The sequence below is a fragment of the Paenibacillus sp. JQZ6Y-1 genome (assembly GCF_040719145.1).
Classification (GTDB): Bacteria; Bacillota; Bacilli; order Paenibacillales; family Paenibacillaceae; genus Saccharibacillus; species Saccharibacillus kandeliae.
The window spans coordinates 2,540,785-2,556,702 of the sequence record NZ_JBFDUZ010000001.1 but is presented as its reverse complement, the minus strand read 5'-3'; the positions used below and the strand labels follow the sequence as shown (position 1 = coordinate 2,556,702).

The window sequence follows — 15,918 nt, the reverse complement described above, 5'->3', positions numbered from 1 at the left end:
TATGATAATTTTCGTCATACGGCGTCTTGAACTGTCAGTTCTTGAAGCTATGAATCGGTGCTGGAATGCGTCCGCCGCGGTTGATAAAGCTTTCACAGCTAAAACCGTTAACCGGCATCACAGGCGCATAACCGAGTAGCCCACCAAACTCGGCGATCTCGCCCACCTGCTTGCCGATTACTGGAATGATGCGGACAGCGGTTGTTTTGTTATTCACCATACCAATTGCCGCTTCGTCAGCGATAATGCCGGAAATGGTGGAATCCTTGGTATCGCCCGGAATCGCGACCATATCCAGACCGACGGAGCAGACGCACGTCATCGCTTCCAGCTTTTCCAGAGTTAAGGCGCCACGTTGTACAGCTTCAATCATACCATGATCTTCGCTGACTGGGATAAATGCCCCGCTCAGACCGCCGACATACGAGGATGCCATCACTCCGCCTTTTTTAACGTTATCATTCAAAATTGCCAGTGCAGCGGTTGTTCCCGGTGCGCCTGCTTCCTCCAGACCCATCACTTGGAAGATTTCAGCGATGGAATCGCCAATTTCCGGTGTTGGGGCGAGAGACAGATCCACGATACCAAACGGAACGCCAAGGCGTTTGGATGTTTCCTGCGCGACTAGTTGACCAACGCGAGTCACTTTGAATGCTGTCCGTTTAATGGTTTCGCATAATGTTTCAAAATCACTATGTTTCGCATCTTCTAGCGCACGCTTCACTACACCGGGACCGCTGACCCCGACATTGATCACACATTCGGCTTCACCGACACCATGAAAGGCGCCCGCCATAAATGGATTGTCTTCAACCGAGTTGCAGAAGATGACGAGCTTGGAGCAACCAGCGGAATCGCGATCAGCGGTTCGTTCCGCCGTTTGTTTTACAATACTGCCCATCCATTTGACTGCATCCATATTGATCCCGCTGCGTGAAGAACCGATATTGACCGACGAACAGACACGCTCGGTTGTTGCAAGTGCTTCGGGAATGCTGGTGATCAGCTTGCGGTCGCTGGTAGTGAAGCCCTTGTGTACCAGCGCAGAGAAGCCGCCGATAAAGTTTACGCCGACCTCGCGTGCTGCACGGTCTAGCGTTTCGGCAATGGGTACATACGATTCGGCATGTACGCCACCTGCTGCGATGGCGATTGGCGTAACAGAGATACGTTTATTGATGATCGGAATACCAAATTGACGTTCCAGATCTTCACCGGTTTTGACCAGCTTCTCAGCTAGCGTCGTAATTTTGTCGTAGATGTTGCGATTGAACACATCCAGTTCGCTGTGACCACAGTCCAGCAGACTAATACCCATCGTAATCGTCCGCACATCCAGATTCATTTCGCGGATCATCTTATTCGTTTCCTGTACTTCAACGATTGAAATCATGCTATTCCTCCTGTATGAAAACGCCACATGGACTGGCAGCGTAATAGTTGCTTGATGAATGATATACGCCCTTGATTAAATACGGTGCATCGTGCTGAAAATATCCTCATGCTGTAGCTTGATCTCGACGCCAATCTCAACACCGAGTTGCTGCAAATCCTCAACCAATTCTTCAAAGGCTTTGCGGGCAACGGATGCGTCGACAATCATCATCATGTTAAAGTAATCTTGAACAATCGTTTGTGAAATATCTAGAATATTCACGTTTTGTTCAGCCAAATATGTACATACGCCAGCGATAATGCCAACCTTGTCTTTTCCAAGTACAGTAATGATTCCTTTCATAACCAACAACCTCTCCTTATAGCATAATATGCAGCGCCGACGGGGGATATCGGTATGTCTATTTTCTTTTCTCCGACACCGCGTTACTGTACCCGTTTGGCGAGCTATCGTTATTATGTCAGACGTTTGACAATCGTTCAACCTCATTTGACGGGCATGAGAGATTGTTTTAGTATATGTTCCTAAGATGGACAAACATACAGATAGACAGATGGGAGGCAAATAGAATTATGGCGATTGAACAGGTAAAAGAGCATTTCCGGCAATGGGGGCGGGAGCAGGATGTAAAGGAGTTTGAGACATCCAGTGCTACAGTACAGGAGGCTGCGGATACAATCGGCGTGATTCCAGCGCGTATTGCCAAAACGATCTCGTTTCGCGGTGAAGGGGAATTAGCGGTACTAATTGTCGCAGCAGGCGATGCCAAGATCGACAACAAAAAGTTTCGTGCCGCGCTTCACCTCAAGCCGCGTATGCTGACTGCGGAGGAAGTATTGGAGCAAACTGGTCATGCAGTTGGCGGCGTATGCCCTTTTGGATTGGCGAATCCATTGGACGTGTATATGGATGAGTCTTTGAAACGATTTGATACCGTCTTTCCTGCCTGTGGCAGCAGCAATTCTGCGATTGAATTGACCTTGCCAGAGTTAGAGCGATTTGCTGGTTCCAAAGGATGGTTGGATGTGTGCAAAGGCTGGCAGGAAGAAGATGCTGGTGCTGAAGTTGAAAGTACGGGTTGAGATCGGGGATATGGATGGAATACCCTAGACAGCGCTAGCTATCTGGTAAACAAAATCCTTCTCCTTATAGACAGGATACATATAAAAGCAGCTTCTACGTATGAATCGGTAGAAGCTGCTTTTTGTATTTATTCCTCAGTTGTTACGTATCATGTCCATTGTCATAAACGTGTATTCATCCAGAATGAGATACGCAAGAACGATTGGTGTATACCATCTGAGTCCTGTCATCAGGATTCGCCATATGTGGAATCTTCTACACTAGGCGATGTGGCAGGAGCATCCGCTGGAGGTTGTTCCGCTTCCGGTGGTTGCTCCGATTCGGTTGGTGGGATCACCGGTTCCGTTGGAGCAGGGCTGGTAAAGCGGATTTCGCTAGATTTGCTGTCTACTTCCAGTGCTGCGCCTGTTGCCTGACTGATCAGGCGTGCAGGTACATAGATAACATTATCCGTCATGATTGGCGCGCCGCCCATGGTGACAACCTTGCCATTCACGCGTGCATATTTGCTGCCCATCGTGAAGCTGATCGTACCGGATGCGCTAGAGGTTGCGGTAACCGTCTTGGTTGTCTGATCCCAGAACGCGTTAAAGCCATATTGCTTCAGCAGTGGTTTGTATGCGACATAATTGATGCCATTACGCAGGAACGCCTGCGTTTCGCTTGTCGGTTCCTGCCCGTCGATGAGTACCTTCAGCGGAATGACCGGATTCGGATGTTTCTTCGCCCATAATGTATAGCCTTCCTGTGCAATCCAAAGACCGATTTTCTTATTGCGGCGCCATTCTTCGGGGAAAACGGATACCGACAAATTTGTCTCCCCATTTTTGATCCCAATCTCCGGCGTGAAGGCAGGACGCTTAAAGGTTGTGATAAACCAATCTGTATATCCACCACCAGAGGAATCGCTGCGCTGTGGCATCAGCTGATACCCAGTAAACTGGCGGAATATATTCGCTAGGCGCTTGTCGCGCGGCAGATTCGCGGCTAGCGTATGGAAGCTCCAATACAGAATACGCCCAGCGGAATGATAGGAAACAGCGATTTCTGGGTCGATCTCGTATGTGAAATTCACGATCGCCTTGTTTTCCAACGTTTGCACTGGAGCAGTTCCCTTATGATTACGCCAGAACGGATATGCCACATTCGCTTCTAATGTCGCCCAATATGAATCATACTGACGATTCGGGTCGATACCTTGGAGATTGGCTTTCCAGCGCTTAAAATTGGTGCTACCACCATTCATACGAATGAGCGCCTGATGAATCGAGGCGGGAAATTGACTCAAGCCGAGCTGCTGTAGCGTCACACCATCTGGATTGACCATCGGTACAAACCAAATTTTCGTTTTGTCTAGAATACTGCGCACATTGTATCCTTCAAAGGTACGATTGGCGGTATACGCAGCAGCGTATTGCTCGATCATGGTCATATTGAGGGTAGTGGTTAGCCATTCCCGCGCATGATGCGAGCCATTAATGAATACGGTCGCTTGTCCATGTCCCAGACTGACTGCCCAAATATCACGACCATATTTGGTTTTGCCGATGGACTTGTACTGGATCACATCAGGATACTGTTTTGCGAGTGACTGGATGTCTCGAGTCATGCGTGCATATGTATAGGTGGCGGTAGAATCCACAATCTGGCTGCTCGCCGCTTGGGCAGCAGACATAGGGATGGAGGTCAGCAGCAATAGCAGACCTAGCAAGGCAAATACAATCTTTTTCAAAAGAATCCTCCTGTCGATATAAGGTTGTCAATGCCACCAAGCGCAATGCTTTGTCCCAGTATAGCAAGTCCAGTCGTATTGAGGTATCGGAATTTGTCGGTACAGATGATTTATTTAGCCATTGATCTGGAACATGATCCAGTACATATTCCTATTTTGCCTATCAATGTGGCATGAAGGATTTGACATATCGAACTTATTCGATATACACTGTGTCTCATGACGGAAATCGATATGTTTAAAGCACTGTCCAATCGGACGCGTCTTCAGATTTTGCAATGGTTGAAAGAACCTGAGCAGCATTTTCCCAAACAACAAGCGCATCTGCCGAAGGAGGTTAGTATCAAGGGCGGTGTATGTGTGGGTGATATTCAGGACAAGGTGAATCTGTCTCAGTCAACCGTATCGCATTATCTGTCCATGATGCAGAAGGCAGGGCTGCTGGAAGCCGTTCGTTACGGACAATGGACGTATTATCGGCGGAATGAAGATACTATTAAGCAATTGGCCCGGTTTCTCGATCAGGAAATCTGACCGGGTCAGGTTCTTTTTCGGTTGTCTATATCGAATATTCTCGATATATAAATATAAAGGAGTGGACATGATGACCAAACTGTTGATCTATGCCGCAGCTGTGATTGCGGGGATGTCGCTAAGTATTGAAGCCGCTATTGGCGGGGCGCTTGGCGAGCATATCGGCGAGCTGGAGAGTACGTATTACATTTTTATTATCGGAGCGATGGCTACCTTTCTGGTAACACTCTTTTTCGGTAAAGGGAATCTCAAGCAGATTTTTACTGTACCTCGCTGGAATTTGACTGGGGGGCTACTGGGAGTTGTGTATTTGGGACTGCTCGTTATTAGCGTGACGCTGATTGGAGTGGGCGTGTCGGTCACAGCTGTCATTGTCGGGCAGATTATAATGAGCATTCTGATTGAGCATTTTGGATGGCTTGGTGTAGAGAAGATTCCATTGAACGCAAATCGGTTAGCGGCGGTTGTGCTGCTGGCGGTATCATTTATCTTGATTTTATAGGAGGCGGAAGCATGAGTTTATTTTTAATGATTTTACCGCTGTTAGCGGGAATTGGACTGAGTATTCAGTCGGCTGTTAACGGTACACTGGGTCGACAGATTGGCACGATTGAGAGTGCCTTTTTCACTTTTTTCACCGGAGCCATCGTTTTGACGATTGTCGTTAACTTTTTCGGGCAGGGCAATATTCTAAATCTACATGAGGTTCCACGCTGGCAGCTGCTGTGTGCGATCTTCGGGGTTATTTACCTATCCCTGATGGTGCTGGCAGTTCCGAAAATCGGCGTAACGGCAGCGGTTATTTCTGTGATCGTGGGGCAATTGGTTGCCAGTATGGCGATTGACCAATTCGGCTGGTTTGAAAGTGCGATTGTACCGTTTGGCTGGAAACGACTGATCGGCGTGGTGCTGATGCTGATTGCACTCTACTTCGTATTCCGTGAGAAAAAGGCAGACGCTACAACTACAGCCTAAAGATCATTACTACTGCGATAAGAGGCGATGAAAGAACAATACTTGGAAGCAATCTATTCGGTTCTTCCCGCTTGCGCGGCGACAAAAGGCATGTGGCATACGATTAGGATGAGACGATGTAAAATGCTACAATATACAGAAGCTTATCGTTTACCAATGCAATAACGCTATTACACATTGCAGATATTATCATCTTCATGAATATTGGCAACATTAACGACTGGAGGGAATCTGATGCTTCAACCTGCACTGGTAGAAAACATACTGCAAGCTGCGCTGGAAACGGGCGGCGATTTTGCAGAAGTATTTGTCGAGGACCGGATTGACCGCGATCTGGGCATGATCGGCGGCGTGGTAGAACGCGCGCTGTCTGGGCGGGATTACGGCATCGGAATCCGCATTTTACAGGGCGTATTTTCCGTATACGCGTATACAAGTGATCTGAGCGAACAGAATCTGATTCAGACCGCACGTAAGGCAGCTGGCGCATTGAAAGGTGCCAAGAGCGATATTGTATTGAATTTTGACCGTTTGCAGGTCGAGAATCGCCATCCGGTGTTACAGCCGCCATCGGCTGCGCAAAATGCACGTAAGGTGGATATATTACGGCGTGCGCATGAAGCGCTCAAGGCAGCGGACCCGTTGATTCAGCAAACATCGGTCGGCATTCTAAACTGGCAGCAGCAGGTGCTGATCGCCAATTCCGAAGGATTGTGGGCGGAGGATACCCGCACGTATACACGTCTGCGCCTAAACGCCGTTGCCGTAGATGGCAACCAGCGTCAGACTGGATTCCGCGGACCGGGTGCACATGCTGGACTCGAATTTATAGAGGGATTGGATATCGAAGCTGAGGCACGCGAAGCCAGTCGCATCGCTGCTACGATGGTCAAAGCCGACTATGCACCAAGCGGCAAAGTACCCGTGGTGATCGAAAATGGCTTTGGCGGTGTGCTGTTCCATGAAGCTTGTGGACATGGACTGGAATCAACAGCCGTTGGTGTGAACGCATCTGTCTTCGCAGGCAAGCTCGGTCAGCAGATCGCTTCGCCGCTCGTGACCGCCATTGATGATGGAACCATCCCGAACGCTTGGGGATCGCTTAATATTGATGATGAGGGCATGAAAACCCAGCGCAATGTGCTGATTGAGAACGGTATTCTTAAAGGCTATCTGATCGATCGCGTCGGTTCACGCCGAATGAATATGGCACCGACAGGTTCAGGTAGACGGCAATCGTACCGTTTTGCCCCAGCATCGCGTATGAACAATACCTTTATCGCCGAGGGAGATTCCAGCCGCGAGGAGATGATCGCCAACACGGAATACGGTATTTATGCGCGTTCGCTTGGTGGCGGATCGGTCAATACGGCTACGAGTGATTTTAACTTTGCTATTAATGAAGCTTATATTATCCGTAACGGTAAGATCGCTGAACCTGTCAAAGGGGCAACGCTGATCGGCAAAGGCATTGATACACTGCAAAAAATCGATATGGTCGGCGGCAATCTGGATCATGGTCCAGGTATGTGCGGTTCCGTTAGCGGCAGTCTGCCAGTCAATTGTGGACAGCCAACATTGCGCGTATCCGAAATGACCATCGGCGGCAGAAAGGGGGAGTAAGAGATGAATATTACGGATTTTCAGCAGCATTTATTTGATCAGGGTAAGGTGTATGGATATACAGAAATGGAAGTATACTACTCCGCAAGCCGTTCTACCGCAGCTGTTGTACGCAAGGGCGAGGTGGACAGCTACCGTGTTGCCGAGACGCAAGGGCTGTCTTTCCGCGGACTGATCAATGGTCAGATGGGCTATGCCTCTACCGAAAAGATCGCTGCGGACAGCATTCCTTTTCTATTGGATGAAGCGGCTGGCAATGCAGGCATATTGGAAATTGCCGACGATAGCGATCTGTTCGCTGGTTCCGTCTCCTATCCACAGCTGAACACATACTCCGAATCCATCATTCAGACCTCTCCAGAAACGCTGATCGCCGCTGCTACCCGTTTGGAGCAGCTTGTACTTGATCGTGACGAACGCATTACGATGGTGCGTCAAAGCTCCGCCAGCGTGCGCGAGCATGAGCTGCTGATCGCGAACAGCAAAGGGCTGCATTGCCATCAGCGAGACAGTGTTGGTAGCGTGAGCGTGTATGTGCTTGCTGGAGCGGATAGCGAAACGGTCAGCGGTGGCTGGTTTGACTACGACCTACGTGACTTTGACGATATTTCCATCGAAGATGTTGCCGCCAAGGCGGTACACGAGGTCGTATCCAAGCTGGGTGCGACTCCCGTGCCATCCGACAATTATCCGGTCATTTTGCGTGAGGATGCTGCGTCGGCGCTACTGTCTGCGCATACGAGTGCCTTTTCCGCTGAACAGGTTGAGAAGGGCTTTTCCAGTCTGGTGGGCAAATTGGAGCAATCCATCGCAGGTAGCAATATTACCCTGATCGATGATCCGTTAATGGAGCATGTACCGGGTACGACAATGTTTGACGCGGAAGGAGTAGCTGCCAGCCCGCATACCTTAATTCAAAATGGGGTGCTCAAGACCTTCCTACACAACCGTAAAACCGCCGCCAAAGCTGGACTGTCTACCACAGCCAATGCTTCCAAAGGCGGCTACAAAGGCAAGCTGGGCATCTCGTATCACAATCTGTATCTTCAGCCAGGGACTCGCAATCTGGATGAATTGATCGCTTCCATCGATAAAGGTGTACTGATCACCGAACTGCAAGGGATGCATGCTGGTACCGATCCAACCAGCGGCAACTTCTCACTCGCCTGTCTCGGTTACCTGATCGAGAATGGTACCATTGCCCGTCCCGTCAATCAGATCACCGTCTCCGGCAACTTTTACGAGCTGCTAAATGACGTAGAGGAACTAGGCAGCGACCTACGCTTCACCGGGAGTTGCACCTCACCATCACTAAAAATTGGCTCGTTGTCGATCTCAGGAAGCTAACGATCCAATCGATAAACTGACCTTATAACATGTAAATAGATAATTCAGCAACATCACATCTTACAACAGCTGGTGTACACTTCTTCCAATGAGTCAAGCTAAGCCGCTCATAACCAACCAAGTGTACACCGGCAATATCCAAACCAAGCATAGAACAAGCTCCATAACGTATACTCCCATCCATCCTGCTACCATGGCAAATGATGTTCATCTTACGCGCCCCATTCACTTCAAGCTGTCATTGACCAATCTTTTATTCCCTCAATAAACCTTTACCATCTCACACCTGACCACCTTCTAAATCGCCTATCTTATGACCTCAGCAAGCTAATACATATATCGATCCACTAAGTAGTACATTCATCCATACCTATAATAAATTTAATTTTAAAATAACAAAGACGATATATGATATGAGTAAGTAAATAGCGTTATCCTATTACAGAGTTGCAGAACTGCATATATGAAAAAGCACTCTGAATTTGGATAGGTTATATTGCGTAGTAAATAACTAATAACTCTAATCAAAAAATCCCTTCCCGAAGAGTTTGATGCACTTCCCAATCATCCAAGTATAAACATACAACCAATAGCATATTTAACCATGCTAACCCATTCCATGTTACAATAACACCAGCCAACATCCTGCAATACCATCAACACCCACACCAACTCACAAAATACAAATGTTCAGCACATTAATCCATTCTGAACATCGCATAACAAATCTATACTGACCTTACATTGTGATACAGCACCCAACAGCACGTTGCGCCTGCCATCACATCAGTCGACAGCAAATGAACGGAGGACAACGATGTATTTACACGGAACGAGCACGATTAACGAACAAGGACATTTACAGATTGGCGGCTGTGATACACTCGAATTGAAAGAGCAGTACGGCACGCCTTTATATATTATGGACGAGCAGCTGATTCGTCAGCGCTGCCGCGAATACATGGACGCATTCCGCGCCACTGGTATGCAGTTTCAGGTTGCTTACGCCAGCAAAGCCTTTTGCACGATGGCAATTTGCCGCATCGTCGAAGAGGAAGGGTTATCGCTAGACGTTGTGTCTGAGGGCGAATTGCACACTGCGCTGGAAGCAGGCTTCCCAGCAGCACGGATTCATTTTCATGGCAACAACAAAACACCAGATGAACTGGAAATGGCGCTCGATGCCAACATTGGCTGCTTCGTCGTAGATAACTTCATCGAGCTGCAAATGCTGAATGCCATCGCAGCGGCAAAAGGGCTGAAGCCTGCGATTCTGCTGCGCGTGACGCCAGGCGTGGAAGCTCATACGCATGAATTTATCTCCACGGGACAAGAAGATTCCAAATTCGGCTTTGACATCGGTAACGGCTCCGCAGAGGAAGCGGTGAAGCATGCGCATCAATTGCCACATGTGGAACTGTTGGGACTGCATTCGCATATTGGATCGCAGATTTTTGAAGTAGATGGCTTTGAAGTAGCAGCACAGCGGGTCGCGGACTTTGCCCGTCAATTGCAGCAGGAAGCTGGCGTAACCTTTAAAGTCATCAATCTGGGCGGCGGCTTTGGTATCCGTTATACCGAAGAGGATAGCCCACTAGCAGCACATACGTATGTAGAAGCAATTGCGAATGCGGTGAAGCAGCAGTTTGAAGGTCTAGAAGGTGAATTGCCGCAAATCTGGATCGAACCAGGTCGCAGTATTGTTGGCGATGCGGGAACGACGTTGTATACGATTGGCACGAGCAAAGACATTCCGGGCGTACGCAAGTACGTTTCCGTGGATGGCGGAATGACCGATAATCCGCGTCCAGCGCTGTATGATGCTAAGTATGAAGCACTGCTCGCCAACCGAGTGAATGATGAGCCGTCTGAACTCGTATCGATTGCTGGTAAATGCTGTGAGAGCGGCGATATGCTTATCTGGGATATTGAGCTGGCAGAGCCAATTGCGGGTGATTTGCTGGCGGTTCCTTGCACAGGTGCATACAATTATTCGATGGCAAGCAACTACAATCGTATCCGCCGTCCGGCAGTGGTACTGGTGAAGGACGGGCAGAGCGATCTGATCGTCGAACGGGAAAGCTTTGCAGATATTACCCGCAAAGATGTTGTGCCTGCACGTCTGCGTGCGTCAGTAACAGCGCGCAGCTAAATTGCAGCATTTGCATATCCTTTGCGTAAACTGGAATTTCATAGTACACTGATAGGGTGCTGTGCCGAGGACTGTCATGTCTGCGGGTACGGCATCCTGTGTTTATCCGTTCACCTGTTGCTGTATGTTCAATGAACAGGCAGCCTCATTTATCTCGGTAAATGGAATAACGGTGTGGCGATAGGAACGCGGGATATGAGGATATACGATATGGCATGAGGATCATGCTTAACAATGAGAGGAGATAGATTATTCATGACGAAACAAGCAAAAGTAAAATTGGAAAATGGCGGCGAGGTTGTTATCGATCTGTTCGAACAAGACGCGCCTAACACCGTAGCAAACTTTGAAAAACTGGCAAACGATGGCTTCTACAATGGTCTTGTTTTCCACCGTGTTATCCCAGGCTTCGTAGCACAAGGTGGTTGCCCGAACGGTACAGGTACTGGCGGTCCTGGCTACACAATCAACTGCGAAATCAACCCGAACAAACACGAGCGCGGTACACTGGCTATGGCTCACGCTGGCCGTAACACAGGCGGAAGCCAATTCTACATCTGCTACCAACCACAACCACATCTGGACGGTCAACATACCGTTTTCGGTAAAGTGGTAAAAGGTATGGAGTATGTGGACGCATTCCAAGGTCGCGAGAAAATGGAATCCGTTGAGATCGTTGAAGCATAATCCAATATCTACTCAGAAAGCTGCCTACCTGTAACAGGATCATGCAGCAATGAGGATGAAAAATACCGGACACTCACATGTCCGGTATTTTTTTATTCAAAACATTATAACGTTATGTTTAAATGTATAGCAGAATGTGGTATGGTAATACCAAGAAATCAAAATGTAGCCATTCACCATGACCAACAGGAGGTGGAACGTTTGCAGCACTCTTCAAATGCACAGCAACAAAAAGGAGAATATTTGCCCTCTGGCTCTACATCCTCCCACATCATCTCATCGAAATCATATCACTCTGCCTCATCACTACTGCTGCAACAAGCGCGATTGCTGGATCAACGTCTAGTTAATATTCGATTGGATAATGGTGTGGTCACATCGATTATGCCATATGAATCTCTGGAAGCGTCATTGGCTGAACAAGAGAAGCAGGCAGCAGATGGCAACAACCTACATATTGTGAATTGCCACGGTTGGTATGTATCGACTGGATGGATTGACTTGCATGTGCATGCGTATGCTGAATTGTCGCCGTATGGGGACGATATGGATGAGATTGGTATCCAGCATGGCGTAACGACGATTGTAGATGCGGGCAGCTGCGGTGCAGACGAGATTGGGATATTGTTGGAAAAGGGGCAGACAGCTCAGACCTCATTGCTTGCGTTTCTGAACATTTCCAAAATCGGGCTGCGACGTACAGATGAATTATCGCAATTGGAATGGATTGATGAGGAGCTGGCAGCACAGGCGGCGGAAAGATACAGCTCACAGATCATCGGCTTGAAGGCACGGATTAGCTCTAGTGTCGTCAAGGAGAGTGGTTTGGAGCCGCTACGCCGAGCGCGTCAATTGTCCGAGCGATTGCAGCTGCCATTGATGGTGCATATCGGCTCTGGTCCACCGGATATTCGCGATGTGCTGCATCTGTTGGCAGACGGTGATGTGATCACCCACTATCTGAATGGCAAGGACAACAATTTGTTTGACGATGATGGGCAGCCCTTGCCAGAATTGCTGGCAGCACTGGAACGCGGGGTACATCTGGATGTGGGGCATGGCTCGGCAAGCTTTTCGTTTCAAGTAGCCGAGCAGGCTCGTCGGGCTGGTATTGCGCTGCAAACGATCAGCACCGACATTTATCGTGGCAATCGTCTGGACGGTCCGGTGTATAATATGTCCAACGTACTCAGCAAGTTTTTGTTGCTCGGTTATGAGCTGGAGCAGATTGTGAACGCGGTGACGACAACAGCGGCACAATGGCTGCGTCGACCGGAGCTGGCAGTGCTGGAAGTGGGGCAACCAGCGGATTTGACCCTTTTTTCGATAGATCAGACAACGACGATATTAACGGATTCAGATGGACAGCAGCGCGAGAGTCAGCAACGGATTACAGCCAGAGGAGTGGTAAAAGATGGAACATTCTTTGCATGCTAAATATGGATTGAAGCGTGTTATCAATGCCAGCGGACGCATGAGCATACTCGGCGTCTCGGCGCCGACGGATACCATTATGGAAGCGATGAAGATCGGTGGACAGAGCTATGTCGAAATCGCTGATCTGGTCAATAAGGCAGGCGACCGTATTGCTGGTGTGATTGGCTCGGAAGCGGCTGTTGTTGTCAATTCTGCATCGAGCGGAATCGCCTTGTCGGTAGCAGCGATGGTGACGCAGGGTGATCATCGGCGCAGTATGCGGCTGCATCAGGAGCCACTGCTTCGCAACGAGATTTTGCTGTTCAAGGGGCATAATGTTCAGTATGGCGCACCAGTAGAGACGATGGTCTATCTGGGTGGCGGACGTATTACCGAGGTGGGCTATGCGAATGAAGGCAAGGCACTGCATTTGGAAGAAGCAATCTCGGAGCAGACAGCCGCCATTCTATATGTAAAGTCGCACCATAGTGTGCAGAAGAATATGATCTCTTATCAGGAAGCATGGGAAGTCGCACAGCGTAATAACCTTCCGCTGATCATCGACGCCGCCGCAGAGGAGGATTTGCAAGCATTTATTCCGTACTCTGATCTTGTGATTTTCAGCGGCTCCAAAGCAATAGAAGGTCCTTCATCCGGTATCGTCGCCGGTAAACGACAATATATCGAATGGCTAAAGGTACATCTGCACGGGATTGGTCGCAGTATGAAGGTCGGTAAGGAAACCACATTCGGTCTGCTACAAGCGCTAGATGAATACAGCGATAAGCCAGACAATAGCGAAGCGGAAAAGCAAGCGCTGCAAGACGTGTTGATGCCGCTATCCGATGAATTGCCGGGTGTAAAAGTAGTGATTGTGCAGGATGAAGCGGGACGCGCTATTTTCCGAGGCAGAATGCATATCGACAAGTCCATCGTTGGACTTGATGCCATTCAGGTGAACGACCGTTTGCGTGAAGGCGATATTGCCATTTATACACGCGATTATGGAGTACGTCAGGGGTTTTTCGATATTGATCCGCGTCCACTGTTGGGTGACGATCTACAGATGATTGCCAGCCGTTTACGCGAAATTATAGGAGGTTAATCCATGAATCCATCCACATCTTCCGCAAAAGGCAATGCAGCAGTACCATCCACTGCTTCGGAGCAGAGTGTATTCCCAGCTATGGCAAAGCGCCTATACCGTGGTCGTGCAGCCCTCAATGTACTTGCTGATAGTATCGAGAATGCGAAGGACGTATTTGCAGCCGCAGAAGGGCATGTGCTGGTTGGTGTCCTGTCCAAAAGCTATCCAGATGCACAGACAGCCATTACCGCGATGCGTGAATACGGTAGCGAAATCGAGGATGCCGTATCCATCGGTCTCGGTGCAGGCGATAATCGACAGGCAGCGGTGGTAGCTGAGATTGCTTCGCAGTATGGCGGTACGCATATCAATCAGGTGTTCCCCGCCGTTGGACGAACACGCGCCAAGCTGGGCAATCGAGACAGCTGGATTAACAGTCTGGTCTCACCAAGCGGCAAACCGGGCTATGTGAATATCTCAACTGGTCCATTCAGTGCGGCGGCGGAACCAGCTATTGTGCCGATTGAAGCGGCAATTGCCCTTATTCGCGATATGGGTGGGAATGCGATTAAGTATTTTCCAATGAAAGGATTGCAGCTGGAAGAGGAATATCGCGCTGTCGTGAAGGCATGTGCAGAAGCGAATTTTGCACTGGAACCGACGGGCGGTATCGACCTTGATAACTTTGAGCAGATTGTTCAGATTGCACTGGAAGCCGGTGTTCCACAGGTCATTCCGCATGTGTATTCATCCATCATTGACAGTGATGGCAATACCCGTGTGCAGGATGTGGAGACGCTAATGAGCAAGCTGAAAAAGCTGGTGGATGCCTATGCCTGAACAGCCGAATGATATTTCGGCAACACCAAGTCACAAGGTCGGAGCATTTGGCGAAGTCATGATGCGCTTACAGGTGCCGGGCGTGGAGACGCTGGCGCAAGGCAATGAGCTGCGCTATTCCTTTTCCGGTACAGGTGTGAATATTGCCTCTGCGGTCACACGGTTTGGGCATGATGGGTATTTAGTATCTACGTTGCCGCCGACACCACTAGGGGAAGCAGCAATCGCGTATCTGCGGCGACTTGGCATTTCCACTTCGCTAATTCGCCGTGACGGTAAGCATCTGGGCATGTACTTTTTGGAAAATGGTTTTGGGTCGCGCCAGAGCCGAGTGACGTATAATGATCGATTGGGCAGCAGCTTTAACACATCGCCAGCAGACGCTTACGATGTGGAAGCAATCGCTGGCACAATCAAGCTGATGCACTTCTGCGGTATTACGCTGGCGATGAATGATACTGTTCGGCAGCAGATGCTACAGCTTGCACAAACCGTAAAGCAACAAGGCAATCAAGTGGTCTTTGACTGCAACTTCCGCCCATCCCTGTGGGGAGCAGACAGTTATGAATTTGCTCGTCCTCATTATCAGAAGATGCTTTATATGGCAGATATTGTTATGATGAATGAACGGGATGCAATGGGCATTCTCGGTATGCCCTGTGAGAGTGGGGAACGACAGCTACAATTAAAACAATTGATTCCGCAGGTAGCTGCACAGTATGATATTCCTGTAATTGCTGGAACGCATCGTGCGATTCTGAGCAACCATATGCACTCGTTACAGGGCTACATGTATAAGAATGGCTCGTTTACTTTTTCTGAAAGTCTGACATTCCCCGTGCATGACCGGATTGGTGCAGGTGATGCGTACACATCAGGCATTATTCATGGCGAGCTGAGTGACTGGATGCCGCAGCAAACGGTAGATTTTGCCGCAGCTGCAGCGATGCTGGCGCATACAGTTACTGGCGATACCCCGTTGTCTACCGAAACGGAGATTAGGCAGGCGATGGCGGATATGTACAGGGATGTGGACAGGTAACGGG

General features: G+C 49.0%; 15 protein-coding genes. 12 read left to right on the top strand and 3 right to left on the bottom strand.

All coding sequences use genetic code 11. The features are described from left to right. Positions 1-34 precede the first annotated feature (34 nt). The gene (locus ABXR35_RS10915; protein ID WP_436669362.1) at positions 35-1,390 is read right to left on the bottom strand and encodes a PFL family protein; all 1,356 of its coding nucleotides are present in this window, start codon (positions 1,388-1,390) and stop codon (positions 35-37) included. A 78-nt stretch (positions 1,391-1,468) separates the two neighbouring features. Beyond that, positions 1,469-1,738 carry an ACT domain-containing protein gene (locus ABXR35_RS10910; RefSeq protein WP_367059460.1) on the bottom strand — a complete coding sequence of 90 codons (270 nt, stop codon included), beginning with the start codon at positions 1,736-1,738 and terminating at the stop codon, positions 1,469-1,471. 230 nt (positions 1,739-1,968) lie between these two features. On the opposite strand from ABXR35_RS10910, the gene ABXR35_RS10905 reads away from it, so the two are divergent. Beyond that, on the top strand, positions 1,969-2,478 hold the full coding sequence (locus tag ABXR35_RS10905; RefSeq protein ID WP_367059457.1) for a YbaK/EbsC family protein: 510 nt from the start codon (positions 1,969-1,971) through the stop codon (positions 2,476-2,478). Between the two features lie 230 nt (positions 2,479-2,708). Here ABXR35_RS10905 and ABXR35_RS10900 read toward each other — a convergent pair whose 3' ends face one another. Beyond that, positions 2,709-4,211 (bottom strand): M14 family zinc carboxypeptidase, encoded by a 1,503-nt coding sequence (locus ABXR35_RS10900; RefSeq protein ID WP_367059454.1) that lies wholly within the window; start codon positions 4,209-4,211, stop codon positions 2,709-2,711. 219 nt (positions 4,212-4,430) lie between these two features. Here ABXR35_RS10900 and ABXR35_RS10895 point away from each other — a divergent pair, with 219 nt between their 5' ends. The 11 genes from ABXR35_RS10895 to ABXR35_RS10845 all read left to right on the top strand — a co-directional run bounded on the left by ABXR35_RS10895 (position 4,431) and on the right by ABXR35_RS10845 (position 15,914). Beyond that, positions 4,431-4,745: an ArsR/SmtB family transcription factor gene (locus ABXR35_RS10895; protein WP_367059451.1), complete on the top strand. Its 315-nt coding sequence runs from the start codon at positions 4,431-4,433 to the stop codon at positions 4,743-4,745. 67 nt (positions 4,746-4,812) lie between these two features. After that, positions 4,813-5,247 (top strand): DMT family transporter, encoded by a 435-nt coding sequence (locus tag ABXR35_RS10890; protein WP_367059448.1) that lies wholly within the window; start codon positions 4,813-4,815, stop codon positions 5,245-5,247. 11 nt (positions 5,248-5,258) lie between these two features. Continuing rightward, positions 5,259-5,720 carry a DMT family transporter gene (locus ABXR35_RS10885; RefSeq protein WP_367059446.1) on the top strand — a complete coding sequence of 154 codons (462 nt, stop codon included), beginning with the start codon at positions 5,259-5,261 and terminating at the stop codon, positions 5,718-5,720. A gap of 234 nt (positions 5,721-5,954) precedes the next feature. After that, complete coding sequence (locus tag ABXR35_RS10880) at positions 5,955-7,343, top strand: TldD/PmbA family protein (RefSeq protein ID WP_367059443.1); 1,389 nt, start codon at positions 5,955-5,957, stop codon at positions 7,341-7,343. Positions 7,344-7,346: 3 nt separating this feature from the next. Further along, complete coding sequence (locus tag ABXR35_RS10875) at positions 7,347-8,690, top strand: TldD/PmbA family protein (RefSeq protein WP_367059440.1); 1,344 nt, start codon at positions 7,347-7,349, stop codon at positions 8,688-8,690. Positions 8,691-9,507: 817 nt separating this feature from the next. Then, positions 9,508-10,842: a diaminopimelate decarboxylase gene (lysA, locus tag ABXR35_RS10870; RefSeq protein WP_367059437.1), complete on the top strand. Its 1,335-nt coding sequence runs from the start codon at positions 9,508-9,510 to the stop codon at positions 10,840-10,842. Positions 10,843-11,097: 255 nt separating this feature from the next. After that, positions 11,098-11,529, top strand: coding sequence for a peptidylprolyl isomerase (locus tag ABXR35_RS10865; RefSeq protein WP_367059434.1), 432 nt, complete (start codon positions 11,098-11,100; stop codon positions 11,527-11,529). A gap of 330 nt (positions 11,530-11,859) precedes the next feature. Next, positions 11,860-12,966 carry an amidohydrolase/deacetylase family metallohydrolase gene (locus ABXR35_RS10860; protein ID WP_367061353.1) on the top strand — a complete coding sequence of 369 codons (1,107 nt, stop codon included), beginning with the start codon at positions 11,860-11,862 and terminating at the stop codon, positions 12,964-12,966. Further along, complete coding sequence (locus tag ABXR35_RS10855; protein WP_367059431.1) at positions 12,944-14,050, top strand: DgaE family pyridoxal phosphate-dependent ammonia lyase; 1,107 nt, start codon at positions 12,944-12,946, stop codon at positions 14,048-14,050. Before ABXR35_RS10860 ends, ABXR35_RS10855 begins: the two co-directional genes overlap by 23 nt. Positions 14,051-14,131: 81 nt before the next feature. Further along, complete coding sequence (dagF, locus tag ABXR35_RS10850) at positions 14,132-14,872, top strand: 2-dehydro-3-deoxy-phosphogluconate aldolase (RefSeq protein ID WP_367061350.1); 741 nt, start codon at positions 14,132-14,134, stop codon at positions 14,870-14,872. After that, entirely contained in the window at positions 14,865-15,914 is a 1,050-nt protein-coding gene (locus tag ABXR35_RS10845) for a sugar kinase (protein WP_367059428.1), read from the top strand. The genes dagF and ABXR35_RS10845 overlap by 8 nt, the downstream gene beginning before the upstream one ends. Positions 15,915-15,918 lie beyond the last annotated feature (4 nt).

Excerpts from the sequence above, each read along its gene's own strand:
- ABXR35_RS10910 (WP_367059460.1), bottom strand. The coding sequence starts at position 1,738 with ATGAAAGGAATCATTACTGTACTTGGAAAAGACAAGGTTGGCATTATC.
- ABXR35_RS10905 (WP_367059457.1), top strand. The coding sequence starts at position 1,969 with ATGGCGATTGAACAGGTAAAAGAGCATTTCCGGCAATGGGGGCGGGAG.
- ABXR35_RS10895 (WP_367059451.1), top strand. The coding sequence starts at position 4,431 with ATGACGGAAATCGATATGTTTAAAGCACTGTCCAATCGGACGCGTCTT.
- ABXR35_RS10890 (WP_367059448.1), top strand. The coding sequence starts at position 4,813 with ATGATGACCAAACTGTTGATCTATGCCGCAGCTGTGATTGCGGGGATG.
- ABXR35_RS10885 (WP_367059446.1), top strand. The coding sequence starts at position 5,259 with ATGAGTTTATTTTTAATGATTTTACCGCTGTTAGCGGGAATTGGACTG.
- ABXR35_RS10880 (WP_367059443.1), top strand. The coding sequence starts at position 5,955 with ATGCTTCAACCTGCACTGGTAGAAAACATACTGCAAGCTGCGCTGGAA.
- ABXR35_RS10875 (WP_367059440.1), top strand. The coding sequence starts at position 7,347 with ATGAATATTACGGATTTTCAGCAGCATTTATTTGATCAGGGTAAGGTG.
- lysA (WP_367059437.1), top strand. The coding sequence starts at position 9,508 with ATGTATTTACACGGAACGAGCACGATTAACGAACAAGGACATTTACAG.
- ABXR35_RS10865 (WP_367059434.1), top strand. The coding sequence starts at position 11,098 with ATGACGAAACAAGCAAAAGTAAAATTGGAAAATGGCGGCGAGGTTGTT.
- ABXR35_RS10855 (WP_367059431.1), top strand. The coding sequence starts at position 12,944 with ATGGAACATTCTTTGCATGCTAAATATGGATTGAAGCGTGTTATCAAT.
- dagF (WP_367061350.1), top strand. The coding sequence starts at position 14,132 with ATGGCAAAGCGCCTATACCGTGGTCGTGCAGCCCTCAATGTACTTGCT.
- ABXR35_RS10845 (WP_367059428.1), top strand. The coding sequence starts at position 14,865 with ATGCCTGAACAGCCGAATGATATTTCGGCAACACCAAGTCACAAGGTC.